General features: G+C 73.4%; 19 protein-coding genes and 1 tRNA gene. 14 read left to right on the plus strand and 6 right to left on the minus strand.

The genetic code is table 11. The features are described 5' to 3' along the window. Positions 1-68: 68 nt before the first annotated feature. Positions 69-1,409: a UDP-N-acetylglucosamine 1-carboxyvinyltransferase gene (murA, locus tag AB0B40_RS20620; RefSeq protein WP_345060848.1), complete on the minus strand. Its 1,341-nt coding sequence runs from the start codon at positions 1,407-1,409 to the stop codon at positions 69-71. Positions 1,410-1,688: 279 nt separating this feature from the next. On the opposite strand from murA, the gene AB0B40_RS20625 reads away from it, so the two are divergent. From AB0B40_RS20625 to AB0B40_RS20660, 8 genes are all read left to right on the plus strand, one after another. After that, positions 1,689-2,261, plus strand: coding sequence for a YqgE/AlgH family protein (locus AB0B40_RS20625; protein ID WP_345060850.1), 573 nt, complete (start codon positions 1,689-1,691; stop codon positions 2,259-2,261). Between the two features lie 29 nt (positions 2,262-2,290). After that, positions 2,291-2,572 (plus strand): DUF3039 domain-containing protein, encoded by a 282-nt coding sequence (locus AB0B40_RS20630; RefSeq protein WP_018549697.1) that lies wholly within the window; start codon positions 2,291-2,293, stop codon positions 2,570-2,572. A gap of 210 nt (positions 2,573-2,782) precedes the next feature. Continuing rightward, a complete protein-coding gene (locus AB0B40_RS20635) occupies positions 2,783-4,420 on the plus strand; it encodes a beta-N-acetylhexosaminidase (RefSeq protein ID WP_345060854.1) in 1,638 nt (545 codons plus the stop codon). Between the two features lie 250 nt (positions 4,421-4,670). After that, positions 4,671-5,564 carry an FAD binding domain-containing protein gene (locus AB0B40_RS20640; RefSeq protein ID WP_345060856.1) on the plus strand — a complete coding sequence of 298 codons (894 nt, stop codon included), beginning with the start codon at positions 4,671-4,673 and terminating at the stop codon, positions 5,562-5,564. Then, the gene (locus AB0B40_RS20645; protein ID WP_362264860.1) at positions 5,561-8,029 is read left to right on the plus strand and encodes a 2Fe-2S iron-sulfur cluster-binding protein; all 2,469 of its coding nucleotides are present in this window, start codon (positions 5,561-5,563) and stop codon (positions 8,027-8,029) included. Before AB0B40_RS20640 ends, AB0B40_RS20645 begins: the two co-directional genes overlap by 4 nt. Next, the gene (locus AB0B40_RS20650) at positions 8,026-10,335 is read left to right on the plus strand and encodes a molybdopterin cofactor-binding domain-containing protein (protein ID WP_345050161.1); all 2,310 of its coding nucleotides are present in this window, start codon (positions 8,026-8,028) and stop codon (positions 10,333-10,335) included. The genes AB0B40_RS20645 and AB0B40_RS20650 overlap by 4 nt, the downstream gene beginning before the upstream one ends. Continuing rightward, positions 10,332-10,457, plus strand: a complete 126-nt coding sequence (locus tag AB0B40_RS20655) for a hypothetical protein (protein ID WP_345050159.1) — start codon at positions 10,332-10,334, stop codon at positions 10,455-10,457. The genes AB0B40_RS20650 and AB0B40_RS20655 overlap by 4 nt, the downstream gene beginning before the upstream one ends. A 188-nt stretch (positions 10,458-10,645) precedes the next feature. Further along, positions 10,646-11,803, plus strand: coding sequence for an SUKH-4 family immunity protein (locus AB0B40_RS20660; protein ID WP_362264862.1), 1,158 nt, complete (start codon positions 10,646-10,648; stop codon positions 11,801-11,803). Positions 11,804-11,943: 140 nt separating this feature from the next. Here AB0B40_RS20660 and AB0B40_RS20665 read toward each other — a convergent pair. Continuing rightward, positions 11,944-12,018 (minus strand) — tRNA-Cys (locus AB0B40_RS20665). A gap of 177 nt (positions 12,019-12,195) precedes the next feature. Between AB0B40_RS20665 and AB0B40_RS20670 the strand changes: the two genes are divergently transcribed. From AB0B40_RS20670 to AB0B40_RS20695, 6 genes are all read left to right on the plus strand, one after another. Then, complete coding sequence (locus AB0B40_RS20670) at positions 12,196-13,632, plus strand: MFS transporter (RefSeq protein WP_345050153.1); 1,437 nt, start codon at positions 12,196-12,198, stop codon at positions 13,630-13,632. 50 nt (positions 13,633-13,682) lie between these two features. Then, complete coding sequence (locus AB0B40_RS20675) at positions 13,683-13,877, plus strand: hypothetical protein (protein WP_345050151.1); 195 nt, start codon at positions 13,683-13,685, stop codon at positions 13,875-13,877. After that, entirely contained in the window at positions 13,874-14,248 is a 375-nt protein-coding gene (locus tag AB0B40_RS20680) for a type II toxin-antitoxin system death-on-curing family toxin (RefSeq protein WP_362264864.1), read from the plus strand. The genes AB0B40_RS20675 and AB0B40_RS20680 overlap by 4 nt, the downstream gene beginning before the upstream one ends. A 113-nt stretch (positions 14,249-14,361) precedes the next feature. Beyond that, positions 14,362-16,164, plus strand: coding sequence for a DEAD/DEAH box helicase (locus AB0B40_RS20685; protein WP_345050146.1), 1,803 nt, complete (start codon positions 14,362-14,364; stop codon positions 16,162-16,164). Positions 16,165-16,493: 329 nt separating this feature from the next. Next, on the plus strand, positions 16,494-17,135 hold the full coding sequence (locus AB0B40_RS20690; RefSeq protein WP_345050143.1) for a helix-turn-helix domain-containing protein: 642 nt from the start codon (positions 16,494-16,496) through the stop codon (positions 17,133-17,135). 877 nt (positions 17,136-18,012) lie between these two features. After that, positions 18,013-18,804 (plus strand): S16 family serine protease, encoded by a 792-nt coding sequence (locus tag AB0B40_RS20695; protein WP_345050139.1) that lies wholly within the window; start codon positions 18,013-18,015, stop codon positions 18,802-18,804. Between the two features lie 13 nt (positions 18,805-18,817). Here AB0B40_RS20695 and AB0B40_RS20700 read toward each other — a convergent pair whose 3' ends face one another. The 4 genes from AB0B40_RS20700 to AB0B40_RS20715 are packed head-to-tail and all read right to left on the minus strand — an operon-like array spanning position 18,818 to position 22,506. Continuing rightward, positions 18,818-19,777 carry a glycine betaine ABC transporter substrate-binding protein gene (locus AB0B40_RS20700; protein WP_345050134.1) on the minus strand — a complete coding sequence of 320 codons (960 nt, stop codon included), beginning with the start codon at positions 19,775-19,777 and terminating at the stop codon, positions 18,818-18,820. Beyond that, on the minus strand, positions 19,774-20,622 hold the full coding sequence (locus AB0B40_RS20705; RefSeq protein ID WP_362264867.1) for an ABC transporter permease: 849 nt from the start codon (positions 20,620-20,622) through the stop codon (positions 19,774-19,776). Before AB0B40_RS20705 ends, AB0B40_RS20700 begins: the two co-directional genes overlap by 4 nt. Further along, the gene (locus tag AB0B40_RS20710) at positions 20,619-21,866 is read right to left on the minus strand and encodes a betaine/proline/choline family ABC transporter ATP-binding protein (RefSeq protein WP_362264870.1); all 1,248 of its coding nucleotides are present in this window, start codon (positions 21,864-21,866) and stop codon (positions 20,619-20,621) included. The genes AB0B40_RS20705 and AB0B40_RS20710 overlap by 4 nt, the downstream gene beginning before the upstream one ends. Next, positions 21,859-22,506, minus strand: coding sequence for an ABC transporter permease (locus tag AB0B40_RS20715; RefSeq protein WP_345050125.1), 648 nt, complete (start codon positions 22,504-22,506; stop codon positions 21,859-21,861). The genes AB0B40_RS20710 and AB0B40_RS20715 overlap by 8 nt, the downstream gene beginning before the upstream one ends. Positions 22,507-22,516 lie beyond the last annotated feature (10 nt).

Genomic DNA, 22,516 nt, shown 5'->3' on the forward strand with positions numbered 1-22,516 from the left:
GGGCGCTGAGACGCCGAATGGGCGGCCCCCCTGACCAGGGGGGCCGCCCATTCGGCGTCAGCCGGCGCCTAGCCGAGTGCCTTGCCCGGCAGTTCGACCTTGGCGCCCAGCTCCACGAGCTTCTCCATGAAGTTCTCGTAGCCGCGGTTGATGAGGTCGATGCCGTGGACGCGGGACGTGCCCTCGGCCGCCAGCGCCGCGATGAGGTACGAGAAGCCGCCGCGCAGGTCGGGGATGACCAGGTCGGCGCCCTGGAGCTTGGTGGGGCCGGAGACGACCGCGGAGTGCAGGAAGTTGCGCTGGCCGAAACGGCAGTCCGAGCCGCCCAGGCACTCGCGGTAGAGCTGGATGTGCGCGCCCATCTGGTTGAGCGCGGAGGTGAAGCCCAGCCGGGACTCGTACACCGTCTCGTGGATGATGGACAGACCCGTGGCCTGGGTGAGGGCCACCACCAGCGGCTGCTGCCAGTCCGTCTGGAAGCCGGGGTGCACGTCCGTCTCCAGCGCGATGGACTTCAGCTGGCCGCCGGGGTGCCAGAAGCGGATGCCCTCGTCGTCGATCTCGAAGGCACCGCCCACCTTCCGGTAGGTGTTCAGGAACGTCATCATCGAGCGCTGCTGGGCGCCGCGGACGTAGATGTTGCCGCTGGTCGCCAGCGCGGCGGAGGCCCAGGACGCGGCCTCCAGGCGGTCCGGCAGGGCCGCGTGGGTGTAGCCGCCCAGCTGGTCCACACCGGTGACGCGGATCGTGCGGTCGGTGTCCATCGCGATGATCGCGCCCATCTTCTGCAGTACGCAGATGAGGTCCTCGATCTCCGGCTCGACGGCCGCGTTGGACAGCACCGTGACGCCCTCGGCCAGTACGGCCGTCAGCAGCACCTGCTCGGTCGCGCCGACGGACGGGTACGGCAGCCGGATCTTCGTTCCGCGCAGCCGCTGCGGAGCCTCCAGGTACTGCCCGTCGGCGCGCTTCTCGATGGTGGCGCCGAACTGCCGCAGCACGTCGAAGTGGAAGTCGATGGGCCGGCCGCCGATGTCGCAGCCGCCGAGGCCGGGGATGAACGCGTGGCCGAGACGGTGCAGCAGCGGACCGCAGAAGAGGATCGGGATACGGCTGGATCCCGCGTGGGCATCGATGTCAGCCACGTTGGCGCTCTCGACGTGCGTCGGGTCGAGCACCAGCTCGCCGGGCTCCTCACCCGGACGGACCGTCACCCCGTGCAGCTGGAGCAGGCCGCGTACGACCCGCACGTCACGGATGTCGGGAACATTGCGCAGTCGGCTCGGCGCGCTGCCCAGCAGGGCGGCGACCATGGCCTTCGGCACGAGGTTCTTCGCACCGCGGACACGGATCTCGCCCTCCAGCGGGGTTCCGCCGTGGACAAGCAGGACATCGTCGTTGACGGTCATGAATCTCGCGTTCCGATGAGTTGGGCAGGGGCCGGCCGATCACTGTGCGCGGGGGCCGGGAAGACAGGGTAATCGCCTATTACCCCCCGCCCGTAAGCCCAAGGGCGGCCCAGCCGCGTCATAGCTGTGTCACAACACGAACCGTTCCCTTTCGGGCACCTGGGGTCACCGGGTGCGCGGGAGTGCGCCCGGCCCGCTCCGGCCCGCTCTGAGCTGCGTTCACTCCCGCACCCCCGATTGGGTCCCCACGCCGGGGGAAGATGCGGGATCATGTCTGGCATGACCGAGGTGTCCTCGCTCACAGGGCGGCTGCTCGTGGCCACCCCCGCCCTGGCGGACCCGAACTTCGACCGCGCGGTGGTGCTCCTCCTCGACCACGACGAGGAGGGCTCCCTCGGTGTCGTGCTCAACCGTCCCACCCCGGTGGTCGTCGGCGACATCCTGGAGGGCTGGGCCGACCTCGCGGGCGAGCCCGGTGTGGTCTTCCAGGGCGGCCCGGTGTCGCTGGACTCGGCGCTCGGCGTGGCGGTCATCCCGGGCGGTACGAACGGCGAGCACGCCCCGCTCGGCTGGCGGCGGGTGTACGGCGCGATCGGCCTGGTGGACCTGGAGGCGCCGCCGGAACTGCTGGCCGCGGCCGTGGGCAGCCTGCGCATCTTCGCCGGTTACGCCGGCTGGGGGCCCGGCCAGCTGGAGGACGAGCTGGTCGAAGGGGCCTGGTACGTGGTCGAGTCCGAGCCGGGTGACGTGTCCTCGCCGGCCCCGGAGAGACTCTGGCGCGAGGTGCTGCGCCGCCAGCGCAACGAACTGGCGATGGTCGCCACGTATCCGGACGACCCTTCGCTCAACTGATGCCTGGGCGCTTCAGTACCCTGGCTTTTATGAGCACTCTCGAGCCCGAGCGCGGGACTGGTACGGGGACCCTCGTAGAGCCGACGCCGCAGGTGTCCCACGGCGACGGCGACCACGAGCGCTTCGCCCACTACGTCCAGAAGGACAAGATCATGGCGAGCGCCCTCGACGGCACTCCCGTCGTGGCGCTGTGCGGCAAGGTCTGGGTGCCGGGCCGTGACCCGAAGAAGTACCCCGTGTGCCCCATGTGCAAGGAGATCTACGAGTCCATGAGCAGCGGCGGCGACGACAAGGGCGGCGACAAGAAGTAGGTCCCCGGCTGCCCGGCGGCGGTGAGATCCCTGGGGCGCGCGTCAGGCGCGGCCCGGGGATCTTTGCGTTCTCCGCCGGCCAACTGGTCCAGACCTCTTGTGGGCGTCCGGCGCAGTCCCTAGCCTTCGAGGCGTCCTCCCTGCGTTGTGCAGGAGGCAAAGGTCGTTGCGCGACACGCAACGCGTCGCGCGGGGTGAGGGGCTGATGTCGTGGAACTGATTCCGGCGCCGCGCGCCGTCGAGGGGCCGACGCGGGGCGGTGTGCCGCTCGACCGCGACACCACACTGTGGGCCGCCCCGGGGACGGAGCGCACCGAACGCTGGCTGCGCGCCACGCTCGGCGCGGCCCTGGGCCTGCCGCTGCCGCCCGGGCCGCGGGACGCCGGCAACGCCGTGCGGCTGCTCCTGGACGACACCCTGGGGCCGGAGGCGTACCGCCTGCACGCCGTCGCCGGCCGGGGCGTGGAGATCCGCGGCGGCGGCCCGGCCGGCGTGTTCTGGGGCGCGCAGACCCTGCGCCAGCTGCTCGGCCCCGACGCCTTCCGGCGCGCCCCCGTACGGCCGGACGTCGGCCTCGGCGTCCCGCACCAGGTCATCGAGGACGCCCCGCGGTTCCGCTGGCGCGGACTCCTCCTCGACGTCGCCCGGCACTTCATGCCCAAGGAGGGCGTGCTGCGCTATCTCGACCTGATGGCCGCGCACAAACTCAACGTCCTGCACTTCCATCTGACGGACGACCAGGGCTGGCGGATCGAGATCGAGCGGTTCCCGAAACTGACCGAGACCGCCTCCTGGCGCGCGCGCACCAAGTTCGGCCACCGGGCCTCACCGCTGTGGGACGAGAAACCGCACGGCGGCTACTACACCCAGGACGACATCCGGGAGATCGTCGCCTACGCCGCCGAGCGGCACATCAGCGTCGTCCCCGAGATCGACGTACCGGGCCATTCGCAGGCCGCCATCGCCGCGTACCCGGAACTCGGCAACACCGACGTCGTCGACACCACCGCCCTCTCCGTCTGGGACACCTGGGGCGTCTCGGCCAACGTACTCGCCCCCACCGACACCACCCTGCGGTTCTACGAGGGGGTGTTCGAGGAGGTCCTGGAGCTGTTCCCCGCGGACGCCGCCGAGTTCTCGCGGTTCGTGCACGTCGGCGGCGACGAGTGCCGCAAGGAGCAGTGGACGGAGTCCGTGACCGCCAAGACGCGGATCGCGGACCTCGGCCTCACCGACGAGAACGGGCTGCAGTCCTGGTTCATCGGGCACTTCGACGCCTGGCTCTCCGCGCGCGGGCGCCGCCTCATCGGCTGGGACGAGATCCTGGAGGGCGGCCTCGCCCCGGGTGCCGCCGTCTCCTCCTGGCGCGGCTACGGGGGCGGCATCGCCGCCGCGCGGGCCGGTCACGACGTGGTCATGTGCCCGGAGCAGTACGTGTACCTGGACCACCGTCAGGCCCCCGGCGAGGACGAGCCCGTGCCGATCGGCTTCGTCCGCACCCTGGAGGACGTCTACCGGTTCGAGCCGGTGCCGGACGGGCTCACCGGGGAGGAGGCGCGGCGGGTGCTGGGCACCCAGGCCAACGTGTGGACCGAGGTGATGGAGGACGCCGCGCGCGTGGACTACCAGACCTTCCCCCGCCTCGCCGCCTTCGCCGAGGTGGCCTGGAGCCCGCTGCCCGCCCCGGCGGAACGGGACTTCGCCGACTTCGAACGCCGGATGACCGCCCACTACCGGCGTCTTGACGCCCTCGGTGTCGCCTACCGTCCGCCCACCGGTCCGCGCCCCTGGCAGCGGCGCCCCGGCGTGCTCGGCCGCCCGATCGAGGGGCTCCCCCCGAACCGGTAGCCGGCCCGGCGGCCCCGAACAGGTAACGGAAAAACCCCGGCAGGATCACCGAAGAGTGGCAATCCGCGTGTCCCGGTGATGCCGTACGAAAACGGACCATCTCCCCGCTGAGGTGGGCGAATGTCTCCTAGCGGACCCCCGCGTTCGGGCCTTGCGAAGATGTGCCAGAGTTGCGTCGTCCGCCCTGTCAGCACGTACCGTACGGCAGCACAGGCGGGACCAGGTGGGGCAGCGGGAAGGGGCAGCCGGTTTGACCACGCACGCACCGCAGGCGGCGCAGGCCGTCACGCTGCCCACGACGCTGGACGAGGCCGTGGCAGCCCTCGCCGCCACGCCCGCCGCCGTCCCCGTCGCGGGCGGCACCGATCTGATGGCCGCCGTCAACTCCGGTCAGCTCAGGCCCGCCGCGCTGGTGGGACTCGGCCGGATCAGCGAGATCCGCGGCTGGCAGTACCAGGACGGCCACGCGCTGCTCGGCGCCGGACTCACGCACGCGCGCATGGGCCGCCCCGACTTCGCGGCCCTGATCCCGGCGCTCGCCGCCGCGGCGCGCGCCGCGGGCCCGCCGCACATCCGCAACGCGGGCACCCTGGGCGGCAACATCGCCACGGCCGCCCCCACCGGGGACGCGCTGCCGGTGCTGGCCGCCCTGGAGGCGACGCTGATCATCGCGGGCCCGGGCGGAGCCCGCCGGGAGATCCCGGTGTCGCACCTGCTGGCCGGCGTGGAGATGCTGCGCGGCGGCGAACTCATCGGCTACGTGCGCGTACCGCTGCTGCACGCCCCGCAGGTCTTCCTCAAGGCCACCGGACGCACCGGCCCCGGTCGCGCGCTGGGTTCCGTGGCCCTCGTCCTCGACCCCGCCCGGCGCGGCGTGCGCTGCGCCGTCGGTGCCATAGCGCCGATGCCGCTCAGGCCCCTGGAGGCCGAGCAGTGGGTCGCGGGACTCATCGACTGGGACAACGACCGCGCCCTCGTCCCGGAGGCCCTGCACGCCTTCGGCGAGTACGTCGCCGCGGCCTGCATCCCCGACCCGGTCCCCGAGCCCGACGGCTCGGTGACCCCGCTTCCGCCCGCCGTACTGCACCTGCGGCGCACTGTCGCCGCGCTGGCCCGACGAGCACTGGGGAGGGCGCTGTCGTGACCGACGACCAGCACGGAGAGGGCACGCCCCAGGGCGGCGGACGCTGGAACCCGCTGCCCCAGGGCGACTACGACGACGGAGCCACCGCCTTCGTCGAACTCCCCGAGGGCGGCATCGACGCCCTGCTGTCCGGCGACAGTCCGCTGGCCGCGCCCGGACACGGCTACGTCCCGCCGCGGATAACGGCCACGCAGACCGACGGCGCCACGGGGACCTGGCCCGCGCCCGGCAGCGGCGGCCGGTGGCCCGACGCGAACACCGCGCCCGCCCAGCCGCAGGGCACGGACGACCGGTTCACCTACCAGCCCGCCGCCACCCAGCAGTGGGTCTTCGACGAGCCCGCGGCACCGGCCGCGCCGGGACACGACGTCACCGGACAGTGGTCCATCCCCGTCGCCGGAGGCGACCTTCCGGACGAGTCCGGCGAGTTCACCGCGTCCTCGCTGGTCGAGCAGTGGGGCGGCGGCACGCCGCCGGCCACGCTGCCCGGTGGCGCGGCCGCACCCTGGGCGACGGACGCCGCAGGCCGCCCGTGGGGCCGCCCCCCGGCCCAGCCGGCCGCGCCGGAGGCCGACCGCACCGCCCTGCCCGACCACACCGGCGCGCACCCGGCGGGCAGCACCGCGGCCCCGCAGGCGTACGCCCCGGAGACCGGGTACGGCCACGGGCCCGGTTACGGCCACGGGACCGGATACGCGGACGCCGGCCCCGCCGAGGGCGGACACGCGGACGCCGGCGCGCAGAAGGGCTTTCCGGACGCCGACCTCGCCGAGGGCGGTTACCCGGACACCGGCAGCGCCGAGGGCGGTCACCGGGACGCCGGTCCTGCCGACAGCGGCCACCCGGACGCCGGTCATGCAGGGACGGGGCACCCGGACACCCGTACCGCCGAGGGCGGTTACCGGGACGCCGGTCCTGCCGACAGTGGCCACGTGGACGCCGGTCATGCAGGGACGGGGCACCCGGACACCCGTATTGCCGAGGGCGGTTATCCGGACGCCGGTCCTGCCGACAGCGGCCACCCGGACGCCGGTCATGCAGGGACGGGGCACCCGGACACCCGTACCGCCGAGGGCGGTTACCGGGACGCCGGTCCTGCCGACAGTGGCCACGTGGACGCCGGTCCCGCCGGGACGGGCCACGTGGACGCCCGTCAGGCCCAGCCCGGTCACGCCGATGCCGGTGACGGCGGGACGCCCGGCGGTACGGCCACGCCCGGCGACGCGGTCGGCCCCGGCGGTACGAGCGCGCCCGCGGACGCCGCCCCGGCCACCCGGCCGCAGGCCGAACCCCGTGCGGTGCCGCAAGCGGATGCCCACGGCCTCGCCGAAGCCCCTGAGCGCCCCGCAGACGCCCCCGCGGGCCACGAACAGCACGTGAGCCCGGCCGACGCCCCCGCGGCCGCCACAGCGGCCGTCACGGCCGATCCCGCAGCCCCCGAGGCGCCGGTGACGACGGCTCACCCGCAGACCCCGGCCGGCCCGGAGGCCACCGACCGCGCCGCGGCCTCCGCCGGCACGCCCGGTCCCGCACCGGCCGCCGACCCGGCGGAAGCAGCGACCGAGGACGGAACCGCCGTACCCGAGTCCCCCGAGGCGGCCTCCGGCGAGGGCGACCGTGACCCCGAGGAGTCCGAGGCACCCGAGCCGGGCCGGGAGGCCGTCTCCGAGGGTGCCTCCGAGGGTGCCGAGGATCCGGCCGCCGTACCGCTGCCGCCGCACGACGACCACCCCCTCGCCTCCTACGTGCTGCGGGTCAACGGCACCGACCGCCCGGTCACCGACGCATGGATCGGCGAGTCCCTGCTGTACGTGCTGCGCGAGCGGCTCGGCCTCGCGGGCGCCAAGGACGGCTGCTCGCAGGGCGAGTGCGGGGCCTGCAACGTGCAGGTCGACGGCCGCCTGGTCGCCTCCTGCCTGGTCCCGGCGGTCACCGCGGCCGGCAGCGAGGTGCGTACGGTCGAGGGGCTGGCCCAGGACGGGCAGCCCTCCGACGTACAGCGCGCGCTCGCCCGGTGCGGCGCCGTGCAGTGCGGATTCTGCGTGCCCGGCATGGCGATGACCGTGCACGACCTCCTGGAGGGCAACCCGGCGCCGACGGAACTGGAGTCCCGGCAGGCCCTGTGCGGCAACCTGTGCCGCTGCTCGGGCTACCGTGGCGTCCTGGAGGCCGTCAAGGAAGTCGTCGCCGAGCGCGAGGGCACCCACGCGGGCCCGGAGACGGACGCGAACGAGGCACGTATTCCGCACCAGGCGGGCCCCGGCTCCGGCGGCGTCCACACCTCGGCCTTCGACGTGCCGGGCGTGTTCGACACCCCGCACGCCACGCCCGACGGCCACCCGGACGCCCAGGGCGCCGCCTACGGCGACACCCCGGACCCGTACGGCGCCGACGCACCCGACCCCTACGGCACCCCGCCGGGGCAGCACGACCAGCACTACGGCCAGGACGGAGGCCAGGCGTGAGCAACGAAGCCGGCATCGCGACCACCGCCGCGGAAACCGCCCCCGCGGCCGAGCCGTCGCCGCACGGCCTCGGCGCCTCCCTGCCGCACGCCGACGCCCGCGCCAAGACCGAGGGCACCTTCCCGTACGCGGCCGACCTGTGGGCCGAGGGCCTGCTGTGGGCGGCCGTACTGCGCTCCCCGCACGCGCACGCGCGCATCGTGTCCATCGACACCACCCACGCGCGCGAGATGCCCGGTGTCCGCGCCGTCATCACCCACGAGGACGTGCCCGGCACGCCCCGCCACGGCCGGGGCACGCCCGACCGGCCGGTGTTCGCCTCCGAGGTCGTCCGGCACCACGGCGAGCCCATCGCCGCCGTCGCCGCCGACCACCCGGACACCGCGCGGATGGCCGCCGCGGCCGTCATCGTCGAGTACGAGGTGCTCGACCCCGTCACCGACCCGGAGCACGCCTTCGAGGCCGAGCCGTTGCACCCCGACGGCAACCTGATCCGGCACATCCCGCTGCACCACGGTGACCCGGAGGCGACCGGCGAGGTCGTCGTCGAGGGCCTGTACCGCATCGGCCGCCAGGACCCCGCCCCGATCGGCGCCGAGGCCGGCCTCGCCGTGCCGCGCCCCGACGGCGGGGTGGAGCTGTACCTGGCCTCCACCGACCCGCACAGCGACCGCAACACGGCCGCCGCCTGCTACGGCCTGCCCCCCGATCGAGTGAAGATCGTCGTCACCGGGGTGCCCGGCGCCACGGCGGACCGGGAGGACCAGGGCTTCCAGCTCCCGCTCGGCCTGCTCGCCCTCAGGACCGGCTGCCCGGTGAAACTCACCGCCACGCGCGAGGAGTCCTTCCTCGGCCACGCCCACCGGCATCCGACGCTGCTGCGCTACCGCCACCACGCCGACGCCGAGGGCCGGCTGGTGAAGGTGGAGGCGCAGATCCTGCTGGACGCGGGCGCGTACGCCGACACCTCCGCCGAGGCCCTGGCCGCCGCCGTCTCCTTCGCCTGCGGCCCGTACGTCGTCCCGAACGCGTTCATCGAGGGCTGGGCCGTGCGCACCAACAACCCGCCCTCCGGGCATGTGCGCGGCGAGGGCGCGATGCAGGTGTGCGCCGCCTACGAGGCGCAGATGGACAAGCTGGCGAAGAAGCTGGGCCTGGACCCCGCCGAGGCGCGTCTGCGCAACGCCCTGGCGACCGGAGACGTCCTGCCGATCGGCCAGACGGTGACCTGCCCGGCACCGGTGGCCGAACTCCTCCAGACGGTCCGGGACTTCCCGCTGCCCGCTCTGCCGAAGGACACGCCCGAAGAGGAGTGGCTGCTGCCCGGCGGCCCCGAGGGCGCGGGCGAACCGGGCGCGGTGCGCCGGGGCGTCGGCTACGGCCTGGGCATGGTCCACATGCTCGGCGCGGAGGGCGCCGACGAGGTGTCGACGGCGACGGTCAAGGTCCACGACGGCGTCGCCACCGTGCTGTGCGCGGCCGTGGAGACGGGCCAGGGCTTCACCACGCTGGCCCGGCAGATCGTCCAGGAGACCCTCGGTATCGAGGAGGTCCACGTCGCGCCCGTCGACACCGACCAGCCGCCGGCCGGCGCCGGCTGCCGTGGCCGCCACACATGGGTGTCGGGCGGCGCGGTGGAACGGGCGGCGAAGATGGTCCGCACCCAGCTGCTGCAGCCGCTCGCCCACAAGTTCGGCATGTCGACGGAGCTGCTCCAGATCACGGACGGCAAGATCACGTCCTACGACGGCGTGCTGTCGACCACCGTGACGGAGGCGCTGGAGGGCAAGGAACTGTGGGCCACGGCACAGTGCCGCCCGCACCCCACCGAGCCGCTGAACGCCTCCGGCCAGGGCGACGCCTACGTGGGCCTCGCGTTCTGCGCGATCCGCGCGGTGGTGGACGTCGACGTCGAGCTGGGCTCCGTCCGGGTGGTGGAGCTGGCGGTCGCCCAGGACGTCGGCCGGGTCCTCAACCCGGTCCAGCTGGCCGCCCGGATCGAAGCGGGCGTCACCCAGGGACTGGGCATCGCCCTCACCGAGAACCTCCGCACGCCCCGCGGCCTGATCCGCCACCCCGACCTGACGGGCTACGCCCTCCCGACCGCTCTGGACGCCCCCGACATCCGGATCGTGAAACTGGTCGAGGAACGGGACGTGGTCGCGCCCTTCGGCGCCAAGTCCGTCAGCGCGGTCCCGGTGGTGACGGCCCCGGCGGCGATCGCCTCCGCCGTCCGCGCCGCCACGGGACGTCCGGTCAACCGCCTCCCGATCCGCCCGCAGGCGGCCGTGGTCACGGACCGATGAGCCCACCGCCCGGCGAACCGCGCTACGAGCCCGCGCCCGCCGTGGGCAGGCTGCTCCTGTGGGCCGGGCTGTTCGCCCTGGCGGCCCTGGCGGTGGTACTGGGCGGGATCTATCTCACCTAGGGCCGGGATCCACCTCTCCTAGGGCCTCGGCGGACACGCAACGGGCCCGGGCCGCCCGGCGTCCCTTCCTCCGAGGGCCGTTGTCAGTGGGGCGGCGTAGTGTGCCGAGCAGTGGGGGCATCTGCCCGAGGGCCGCGTACGACGGTGTGCGAAGGCCTGTCACGCACGGGGAAGACCGCGGGGGAGCGATGGGCACGACCGACGCCGAAGTTGCGGCGATCACGCTGACCGAGGCGGAGCTGGACCGCTACGTCACGCACGCGCCGACGCGCGGCCTGCTCACGGGCGCCGGTCTGCCCGCGGAAACCGACCTGCTGACGTTCTCCCCGCTGCGCACCCACGGCCTGCGCACGCTCGCCGACGCCGCCGACGGCCCCTTCCGCCTGGCGGAGGACCTGCGCGGCCGGCTGGTCATAGGCGAACTCCTCAACCCGGCCGGGGCGGAGCGCGAGTCGATCCTGCTCGACGGTGCCACGGGCGAGCTGACGACGGCCTACCTCCGCGACCCCTGCGTCCCCCGCCCCTTCGTGCCCTCCCTGCACACGCTGCTGCGCTTCGCCGCGGTCACCGAGGAACTGGCGGGCCTGCGCGGCCGGTTCGCCTCCCTGGCGGGCCAGTACGGTCCGAGGACGGTGACCGAGGCGTCCCGCCGCCTGCTCACCCTCTTCGAGGAGGGCACGGACGGCCGGATCCCGCCGTACTGGAAGGCGGCGGCCCTGATCCGCCCGCTCTCCCTCATCGCCGGCCCCGGTACGGCGTCCGGCCTGACGCTGGACGTCCCCGCGCGCCTCCTGGACCAGGAGTTCGGGCACGGCAGGGTGGCCCGCTTCGAGGAGGTGGACTTCCCGCCCACGCTCACCCACGAGCCGACCCGCCGCTTCCTGCGCGAGACGGGCCTGCCGGAGGAGGCGGTGCTCTTCCACGCCGACACGGACGTCCCCCTGCCGACGCTGCGGGAGTACTTCACCGAGGAGTGCCCCGACGGCGCCGTCCCGGAACTCCCGGCCCACTGCGACCACTTGATCCGCCTCGGCTGCCTGCCGGGCGAGACCAGCCTGGTGATCGACGGGAGAACGGGCTCAGTCCTCACCTTCAGTGAGTCGGACGCCACGCTCCACTCCCTCAACACCGACGTCTCCACCCTGGCCTTCACCCTGTGGCTCATCCACCACGAGCGCACGATCGACGCCCACCTGCGCCACGAGCTGACGACACTCGCCTACGACCACCTGGTCACGGCGATGTCCCACACCCTGAACACCCTGGACCCCACCGCCACCCTGCCGACCAAGACGTGGCACTACTGGACGACCCTCTTCCAGGACGACCCGGGCGGAGCCTTCTGACCGCCTCCCCGCCGGGCCAGCTGGCGGGCTTCTCCTCCTGCTGGGCGGCCAGGGACCGCCGCGTACGCGCACGGGTGCGTGGAGCCCTGCGGACGCAAGGCCGCCGGCGCTTCAGCCAGAGGTGAGGTCGGAGACAGGACTGGAGGCCGTGGCGGGAATCGAACCCGCGTAACTCGCTTTGCAGGCGAGTCCCTGAACCACTCGGGCACACGGCCGTGTTCGTGAGAGGAACGTACGGGGGCGGGGGAACGGGGCTCAAGGGGGAACCGCGGGTTGCAACGGGACTGCCATACGCCGTTCACGAAGGGGTGCGGGGCGTACGACCAAGGGCCGAGGGGAGGCCGGTCTTCTGACAGGGGTCAAACTCGGTTGCGGGCCTTACTCTGGCGAGCATGAGCGCCCTCGAATCCCGTGACCCCGCCGTCGTCCGTCCGCCCGCAGACCGGGAGGACGGTGTGCTGGGACGGTCGTACCGGGCGCTCAGCGTCGGGATCGTGTCCGTCGTGGTGCTCATCGCGTTCGAGGCGACCGCCGTCGGGACCGCCATGCCGGTCGCCGCGCGGGAGCTGGACGGGGTGGCGCTCTACGCGTTCGCCTTCTCCGGGTACTTCACGACCAGTCTGTTCGGGATGGTGCTCGCGGGGCAGTGGTCCGACCGGCGGGGCCCGCTCGGCGCGCTGACCACGGGGATCGGCGCCTTCGCCGCGGGGCTCGTCGTCGCCGGGACCGCGCAGGTCATGTGGGTGTTCATCCTCGGGCGGGCCGTGCAGGGGCTCGGGGGCGGCCTCGTCATCGTGGCCCTGTACGTCGTCGTCGGGCGTGCGTACCCCGAGCGGCTGCGGCCCGCGATCATGGCGTCCTTCGCGGCCGGCTGGGTCGTACCGTCCATAGTCGGCCCCCTCGCCTCCGGTGCCGTCACCGAGCACCTCGGCTGGCGCTGGGTCTTCCTCGGCATCCCGGTCCTCGTCGTGTTCCCCCTCGCCCTCGCCCTGCCGCAGATACGGCGCAGGGCGTCCGGCCCGGTGGACGAGGAGACCGGCGCCGGCTCCTTCGACCGGCGGCGGATCCGGCTCGCGCTCGGCATCTCCCTCGGCGCCGGGCTCCTCCAGTACGCCGCCCAGGACCTGCGCCCCCTCTCCCTGCTCCCGGGGCTGGCCGGTGCCGCGCTGCTGGTGCCCGCCGTCCTCGGGCTGCTCCCGCGCGGCACCTACCGGGCGGCCCGCGGCCTGCCCTCCGTCGTGCTGCTGCGCGGGCTGGCCGCGGGGTCCTTCATCGCCGCCGAGTCCTTCGTGCCGCTGATGCTGGTCACGCAGCGCGGACTGTCGCCGACGCTCGCCGGGTTCTCGCTGGCGGCCGGCGGCGGGACCTGGGCACTCGGCTCGTTCGTCCAGTCCCGGCCCCGCGTGGCGCCCTACCGCGACCGGCTGATGACCGTGGGCATGGTGCTGGTCGCCGCCGCGATCGTGACCGCGCCGAGCGTGCTCGCGCACTCCGTGCCCGTGTGGTCCGTCGCCGTCGCCTGGGGCGTCGGCTGCTTCGGCATGGGCCTGGTGATCTCCTCCACCAGCGTGCTGCTCCTCCAGCTCTCCGCCCCGGAGGAGGCCGGCACCAACTCCGCCGCCCTGCAGATCTCCGACGCCCTGTCCAACGTCGTCCTCCTGGCGGCGGCCGGCGCGGCGTTCGCGGCCCTCGGCGGCGGCAGCACGGCGGCCACCAACGCCACGGCCGCCGGCCCCGGCCATCCCGCCGCCTTCGCCGCCGTCTTCCTGCCGATGGCGGGCGTGGCGCTGGCGGGAGCCTGGGTGACCCGCCGCCTGCGGTCGCGGTGATAGCCGGCGGACCTGTTCACGAGCGGTCCCGGCGCCCTACCGTGGTCCGCGTGAACGATCTCCCGCTCGATCCCGCGACCCGCCACGCGCTGTCCGACCTGGCCGACGCCCAGGGCAGGCCGGTGGACGACGTGGTCGCCGACGCCGTACGCCGGTATCTCCGGCAGGAGGAGCGGAGCGTGTGCGAGGCGGCCGAGCGGCTCGCCCACGCCCACGCCGACCTGCTGCGGAGGCTGGGCGAATGAGCCGCCATCTCACGGTCGCCGAGGTCACCGCCCTGGCCGCGATCGCCTTCGGCGGCCGGCCGCCCGAGGTGCGCGAGCCCGGGCTGCTCGCCTCCGCCGTGCTCCGGCCCCGCGCCCGTATGTTCGGCACGGCCGCCTACGAGGACCGGTACGAACAGGCGGCGGCCCTGCTGCACGGCCTCGCCACGAACCACCCCCTCGTGGACGGCAACAAGCGCACCGCGTGGCTGGCCACGGCCACCTTCCTCGCCCTCGGCGGGGTCGATCTCGCCGGCGTCGACCAGGACACGGCGTACGACCTGGTCGTCGATGTGGCCTCCGGGAAGGAGAGCGAGGTGCCGGTGATCGCGGAACGGCTGCGGCAGTTGTGACGTGGCTCCCACCCACGGCCGCCCCGGGCTTGTTCGCGCGTCGACCACGGGGCGGCGCCGGTAGGGTGGCCCGGTTGTCATACGCAGCCGCCCGACCCTGATGCACGGAGACCGTGACTACTACCGCCGCCTCCTCCTCCGCTCACTCCCACCACCTCTCGCCCGCCTTCCCGGGCCGGGCCCCCTGGGGTACCGCCAGCAAGCTGCGCGCCTGGCAGCAGGGGGCGATGGAGAAGTACCTCCAGGAGCAGCCGCGTGACTTTCTCGCGGTCGCCACGCCCGGCGCCGGCAAGACGACCTTCGCACTGACCCTGGCCTCCTGGCTGCTGCACCACCATGTCGTGCAGCAGGTGACCGTGGTCGCACCCACCGAGCACCTGAAGAAGCAGTGGGCCGAGGCCGCCGCCCGGATAGGGATCAAGCTCGACCCCGAGTACAGCGCGGGGCCGCTCGGCAGGGAGTACGACGGGGTCGCCGTGACGTACGCCGGTGTCGGTGTACGGCCCATGCTGCACCGCAACCGGGTGGAGCAGCGCAAGACCCTGGTGATCCTGGACGAGATCCACCACGCCGGTGACTCCAAGTCCTGGGGCGAGGCGTGTCTGGAGGCGTTCGAACCGGCCACGCGGCGGCTCGCGCTGACCGGTACGCCGTTCCGGTCCGACACCAACCCCATCCCCTTCGTGACGTACGAGGAGGGAACGGACGGAATCCGGCGGTCCGCCGCCGACTACACCTACGGCTACGGCAACGCGCTCGCCGACCACGTGGTCCGGCCGGTCATCTTCCTCTCCTACAGCGGCAACATGCGCTGGCGTACGAAGGCCGGTGACGAGATCGCCGCCCGGCTCGGCGAGCCGATGACCAAGGACGCGGTCAGCCAGGCCTGGCGTACGGCGCTCGACGCGCGCGGGGAATGGATGCCGAGCGTGCTGCGCGCCGCCGACCAGCGGCTGACCGAGGTGCGGAAGGCCATCCCGGACGCGGGGGCGCTCGTCATCGCCTCCGACCAGGAGTCCGCGCGTGCCTACGCCAAGCTGATCCGGGAGATCACGGGGACGAAGGCGACGCTCGTCCTGTCCGACGACGTCGGCGCCTCCAAGCGGATCGACGAGTTCAGCGACAGCGACGACCGGTGGATGGTCGCCGTGCGCATGGTGTCCGAGGGCGTCGACGTGCCCCGGCTCGCGGTGGGTGTCTACGCCACGACCATCTCCACCCCGCTGTTCTTCGCGCAGGCCGTAGGGCGTTTCGTACGGTCCCGGCGGCGCGGCGAGACCGCGTCCGTGTTCCTGCCGACCGTGCCCGACCTGCTGACCTTCGCCAACGAGATGGAGAAGGAGCGGGACCACGCCCTCGACAAGCCGAAGAAGGAGGGCGAGGAGGACCCGTACGCCGAGTCCGAGAAGGAGATGGACGAGGCGAACAAGGAGCAGGACGAGGACACCGGGGAGCAGGAGCAGTTCGCCTTCGAGGCGCTGGAGTCCGAGGCCGTCTTCGACCGGGTGCTCTACGACGGCGCCGAGTTCGGCATGCAGGCCCACCCCGGGAGCGAGGAGGAGCAGGACTACCTGGGGATCCCGGGGCTGCTGGAGCCCGATCAGGTCCAGCTGCTGCTGCAGAAGCGGCAGGCCCGGCAGATCGCGCACAGCCGGAAGAAGCCGGACGAGGAGGCGGACCTGCTGGAGCTGCCGGCCGAGCGGCGGCCGGTCGTCTCGCACAAGGAGATGATGGAGCTGCGCAAGCGGCTCAACACCCTGGTCAGCGCGTACGTCCACCAGAGCGGCAAGCCGCACGGGGTCATCCACACCGAGCTGCGGCGGGTGTGCGGGGGGCCGCCGAGCGCGGAGGCCACGGCGGGGCAGTTGCGGCAGCGGATCGAGAAGGTGCAGGAGTGGGCCACGCGTATGCGGTGACATGCGCTGCGCTGGGCCGGGCGGATCCTTGCCCACCCGCCCGCCCGTGGTCCGACTGTGTGCGTATCCGGACGAATGCAGGCAGGCCGGATCTGGTCTTGCCCGGATTCTGGACGAACACTTCCGCTCAGCGAACCGGCTTCGCTACTGTCCCGCTACGCATACGCCCCGTGGCAGCGCCGCCGCGGAGCGCAGCCGTGAAGCGACATGGCTCGGAGCCGCCGAACCGTCCTGCCGACCGGCGGCCTCTGGAGCGCGTCGCCGACGGGACTCGGTGACGCATCCGCCGCTCAGGGGTTGCCGACCTCACCGCCTAAGGAGTGGGCGTCGTGACCGCGGAGACCTCTCAGACGCTCGACCGGGGACTGCGCGTCCTCAAACTGCTGGCCGACACGGACCACGGGCTGACCGTCACCGAACTGTCCAGCAAGCTGGGCGTGAACCGGACCGTGGTGTACCGGTTGCTCGCCACGCTCGAACAGCACGCCCTCGTACGTCGTGACCTGGGCGGGCGAGCCCGGGTCGGGCTCGGTGTGCTGCGGCTCGGCCGGCAGGTGCATCCGCTGGTACGGGAGGCCGCGCTGCCCGCGCTCCGGTCGCTCGCCGAGGACATCGGCGCGACGGCGCATCTGACGCTGGTGGACGGGACGGAGGCGCTGGCCGTCGCCGTGGTCGAGCCGACGTGGACCGACTACCACGTGGCCTACCGGGCCGGTTTCCGGCATCCCCTGGACCGGGGGGCCGCGGGCCGGGCGATCCTGACCGCGCGGCAGTCGCCGTCCGCGGAGCCCGGGTACACCCTCACGCACGGGGAGCTGGAGGCCGGGGCGAGTGGGGCCGCGGCGCCGCTGGTCGGGGTCACGGGGGTCGAGGGCAGCGTGGGCGTGGTGATGCTGGCGGACGCCGTGCCGGAGCGGGTGGGGCCGAGGGTGGTGGAAGCGGCCCGGGAGGTCGCGGAGGCGCTGCGCTGAACCACCCGCCGGGCACCGGCCCGGCCCCGGCACAGCCCGCGCCCTGTCCTGCCACGGCCCGGGACCCGTCCCCGGCGCGACGCGCGACCCGTCCCCAGCACAGCCCGGGACTCGGCCCCGGCACAGCCCGGGTCACGCGTCCATGGCGTGACGCGTGACCCGGCCCCGGCGCGCGGGCCCTCCCGCCCCAGGGCGACACGGCGCGGCACCTGGCTGCGGCGCAACGCGGCATCTGCCCGCGCCGCGACGCGGGATCCGGCCCCGGCACAAGGCGGGACCGACCCCGGCAAAGCCCGGAACCCGGCCCCGGCACAGCCCGGAACCCGGCCCCGGCACCGCCCGGGACCCGTCCACGGCGCGACGCGTGACCCGTCCCCGGTACAGCCCGGAACCTGGCCCCGGCACAGCCCGGGACGCGTCCATGGCGTAACGCGTGACCCGTCCCCGGCGCGCGGGACCTTTCCCGCCGCACAGCGCGACCCAGCGCGGCACCTGGCTACCGCACAACGCGGCACCTGCCCGCGCCACGACGCGGGACCCGGCCCCGGCGCGACGCGCAACCCGTCCCCGGCACAAGGCGGCATCCCTCCGCGCCACGACGCGTGCCCCGTCCACGCCACGACGCGTGCCCCGTCCACGCCACGACGCGTGCCCCGTCCACGCCGCGACGCGTGCCCCGTCCCCGGCGCGACGCGTGCCCCGTCCCCGGCGCGACGCGTGCCCCGTCCCTGGCACAAGGCGGGGCCCTCCCCGGCACAAGAGCCGTCCCCGGCGCGACGCGGCATCTGCCCGCGCCGCAGTGCGGGATCCGGTCCCGGGGCAGTGCGGCACCCGTCCGCGGCGGAAGTGGTGAGGGGTGGCACGTTAGATTGACTTCGTGCTCTCGCGTCTCACACGTCCCCAGGCCCTCGCCGTCTGCGCGCTGCCCGTGGTGGGCCTGCTCGCCACGGCGGTGTTCGCGCCGCTGCCGTTCTCGGTGGCGCAGCCCGGCATGACGGCGAACGTGCTGGGCGAGAACCAGGGCACCCCGGTGATCACGGTCACCGGCGCGGCGGCCCGGAAGACCAGCGGGCAGCTGCGCATGACCACGATCGAGGCGACCGGTCCGGACGCCCGCATCTCCCTCGGCGACGTGCTCGGCAACTGGTTCCGCACCGACCGGGCGGTCATGCCGCGCGACTCGGTCTACCCGAGCGGGAACACCGTCAAGGAGATCGAGAAGCACAACGCGGCGCAGATGCAGCAGTCCCAGGACGCGGCGACCCAGGCGGCGCTGAAGTACCTGGGGCTGAGCGCCGGCAAGGTCAAGGTCACGCTGAGGCTCGCCGACGTGGGCGGGCCCAGCGCAGGCCTGCTGTTCACCCTGGGCATCATCGACAAGCTGGACGGCGACGGCAGCGGCGGCGATCTCACGGGGGGCCGCACCATCGCCGGTACGGGCACGATCGACGCCGCCGGCGAGGTCGGCGCGGTCGGCGGGGTGGCCCTGAAGACGAAGGCGGCGCGCCGGGACGGGGCCACGGTCTTCCTGGTCCCGAAGGCGGAGTGCGCCGACGCGAGGGCCGAGCTGCCCAAGGGGCTGCGGCTGGTTCCGGTGACCACACTGAAGGGCGCGGTCGACTCCCTGGTGTCCCTGGAGAAGGGCAAGGGCCCGGTCCCGAGCTGCTAGAGCACGGCGGGGCCTACGTCACGAAGCCCTCCTGCCTCATCCAGTCCAGCGCCACCTGGTGCGGGTCCTCGCCGTCGACGTCCACCTTGGCGTTCAGGGTCCGGGCGACCGTGTTGTCCAGCCGCCGGGTGACGGGTTCGATGACGCTCGCGATGGCGGGCCACTTCTTCAGGACCTTCGTGTTGACCACGGGGGTGGCGTTGTAGTCGGGGAAGAACTTCTTGTCGTCGGCCATCACCACCAGGTTCATCGACTTGATGCGGCCGTCGGTGGTGAACACCTCGCCGTAGGTGCACGCCCCCTTGGCGACCTGGGTGTAGATGATCCCGGTGTCCATCTGCGTGACGTTCCTCGCCGGCACGCTCATGCCGTACGCCTTCTCCATGCCGGGCAGCCCGTCGGCCCGGTTGGCGAACTCGCCCTCCACGCACAGGGTGACCGCGCGCGGGTCCTTCCTCGACAGCGCGGCCACCTCGGACAGCGTCTTCGTGCGGTACTTCTCGAAGCCGGCCCGGTTCATGGCGAGCGCGTAGGTGTTGTCCAGCTTCGAGGGCGGCAGCCAGGTCAGCCCGTTCCTGAGGTCGGCGTCCCGAACGGCCTGCCACTGCTTGTCCGGATCGGGGATCGGCCTGCTGTTGCCCAGGTAGGTGATCCAGCCGGTGCCCGTGTACTCGAACTGGGCGTCCGCGTCCCCGTTCCGGACCGCCTCCCGGGACCCGATGGACCCCTGGATCCCGGTCCGGTCGAGGACGTCCGCGCCGGCGGCCTGGAAGGCGATCCCCATGACCGCGCCGAGGATCAGCTGCTCGGTGAACTCCTTGGAGGTGACGGTGAGACGGGCGCCCGCCAGCGGCCGGCCCCGTCCGATCGTGCCGGGCCCGACGTCGTCCGTCATGGGGGAGCCGCTGGTCAGCCCGCAGCCGGACGGTACGACGAGCAGCGCGGCCAGCGCCAGGCGGGTACGGCGTCTCATGTGCCCGCCTCCAGCCCCCGTGGGCGCAGCAGCACTTCCGCGAGCGAGGCCAGCCAGTCCACCAGCAGGGCCAGTGCCACGGTCAGCACCGAGCCCAGCACCAGCACCGGCATCCGCTGGGTGGTGATGCCGGTGGTGATCAGTGTGCCGAGGCCGCCGCCCCCGCCGAAGGTCGCCAGGGTCGCCGTACCGACGTTGAGGACCAGCGCGGTGCGTACGCCGGCGAGGATCAGCGGCACGGCGAGGGGGAGTTCGACCCGGCCGAGCACACCGAGCGGGGACATGCCGATGCCGCGGGCGGCCTCCAGCAGGGTCGGGTCGTTGGCCTGCAGACCGGCGATCGTGTTGGAGAGCACGGGCAGGACGGCGTAGACGATGATGCCGATCAGGGCCGCCTCCGTGCCGGTGCCGAGCCAGATGACGAGCAGGGCCAGCAGGCCGATCGCCGGGGTCGCCTGGCCCATGTTGGCCAGTGCCATGGCCGGCGGGGTGGCCTTGCGGAACGCGCGCCGGGTCAGCAGGATGCCCAGCGGGATGGCGATGACCAGCACGAAGAAGGTGGAGATCACCGTCAGTTCCACGTGCTGCCACAGCGCCTTGGAGACCTGGCCGCCCGCCAGCGCGTTGCGGGAGATCGTGTCCAGGTCGGCCTGCCGGAACCACAGCCAGGTCGCCAGCAGCAAGGCGACCAGGAACGCGGGCAGCACGGTCAGCCGCGGCCAGGTCAGCCGGCGGGCGGGCGGACGCTGGGGCGGAGGCGGCGCCTCCTGCTCCGCCTCGCCCTCGTCGCGGAAGGCGAGGCCCTTCACCTCGTGCTCGCCCTCGGGGCGCCCGGCGGCGCTCACGCCTTCTTCTCCGCGGCGTCGCCCTCCTGCTCGGAATGGGTCTGCTGGGACCGGGCCTCCTCCAGTTCGTGCTGGTGCTCCATGGCGTCGAGCCGGTCGGCCTCCAGCAGCTCGTGCACGGAGTTCATGAGGGTCTCCATGTCGACCACGCCGATGTACTCGCCGCGCCGCCCGGTCACCGCCACCCGGCCCGCGTTGTCGGTCAGCACGGCCTCCAGCGCGTCCCGCAGGGTGCCGTCCCGGGTCACCGTGTCGTGCACCAGGGTGCCCGCGCGGGCGAGCGAGCCGCGGGCCCGCATCAGGTCCCCGCGCCGCAGCCACTTGTAGGGCCGGCGGCGCCTGTCCAGGAGCAGGAGCTCGTTGGTGCCGCTGCCCCGCAGGATCCCGAAGATCTGCTGGAGCGGGGTGTCCACGGTCACCGTCGGGTAGTCCCGGATCTCCACGTCCCGGACCCGGGTCAGGTTGAGCCGCTTCAGGGCCGCCCCGGCGCCGACGAAACCGGAGACGAAGTCGTCGGCGGGGTTGGTGAGGATCGCCTCCGGGGTGTCGAACTGGGCGATGTGCGAGCGTTCGCGCAGCACCGCGATCCGGTCGCCCAGCTTGATCGCCTCGTCGAAGTCGTGGGTGACGAACACGATCGTCTTGTGCAGCTCGTGCTGGAGCCGGATCAGCTCGTCCTGGAGGTGGTCGCGGGTGATCGGGTCGACCGCGCCGAACGGCTCGTCCATCAGCAGCACCGGCGGGTCGGCGGCGAGCGCCCGGGCCACGCCGACGCGCTGCTGCTGGCCGCCGGAGAGCTGCCGCGGGTAGCGGCCGTGGAACTCGCCCGGCTCCAGGCCGACGAGGTCCAGCATCTCCTCGACCCGCTCCCGGATCCGCTTCTTCGGCCAGCCGGTCATCCTCGGGACCAGCGCGATGTTCTGGGCCACGGTCATGTGCGGGAACAGCCCGGAGGACTGGATCGCGTAGCCGACCTTGCGGCGCAGCCGCACCGGGTCGATGTCGGTGACGTCCTCACCGTCGATGCGGATGCGCCCGCCGGTCGGCTCGATCAGCCGGTTGATCATCTTGAGGGTCGTGGACTTCCCGCAGCCGGACGGGCCGACGAAGACGACCGTCTCGCCCGCCTTGATCTCCATGCTCACGTTGTCCACGGCCGGCCGCGGGCTGCCCGGGTAGCGCTTGGTCAGGTTCTCCAGCTCGATGGTGGCGCCGTGCGCGGTGGCGGAGGCCGGTTCAGACACGGATCCCCCGGGGAATGGTCAGCCGCCCGATCAGGACGTAGGCGGCGTCGAACAGCAGGGCGAGGACGATGATGCCGAGGGTCCCCGCGAGCACCTGGTTCAGGGCGTTCCTGCTGCCCAGGGAGGCGAGCCCGCGGAAGATCTCGTTTCCGAGGCCGGGGCCGGAGGCGTACGCGGCGATCGCGGCGATGCCCATCAGCATCTGGGTGGAGACCCGGATGCCGGTGAGGATCGGCGGCCAGGCCAGTGGCAGCTCCACCCGCGCCAGCCGCATCGGCCCGGACATCCCGATGCCGCGGGCCGCGTCCACCAGCGCCGGGTCCACCCCGCGCAGTCCCACGATCGCGTTCCGCACGACGGGCAGCAGCCCGTACAGGGTCAGCGAGATCACCGTGGGCGGCACGCCCAGGCCCACGACCGGGACCAGCAGACCGATCATGGCGAGCGAGGGGATGGTGAGGATGGTGGAGGTGGCCGTGGTGGCGAGGTCGCCGGCCCACTCGGTGCGGTAGGTGACGACGCCGACGAGCACCCCGATGAGGGTGGCCAGGACCATGCACTGGAAGACCGCGCTGGCATGCTGAAAGGCGTCCGTGAGCAGCTGCTGGTGGCGACTGCCCAGGTACTCCCAGAAGTTCACCCGTGCTCAC

The sequence above is a fragment of the Streptomyces sp. NPDC042638 genome (assembly GCF_040647235.1).
In the GTDB taxonomy this organism is placed as follows: Bacteria; Actinomycetota; Actinomycetes; order Streptomycetales; family Streptomycetaceae; genus Streptomyces; species Streptomyces rameus.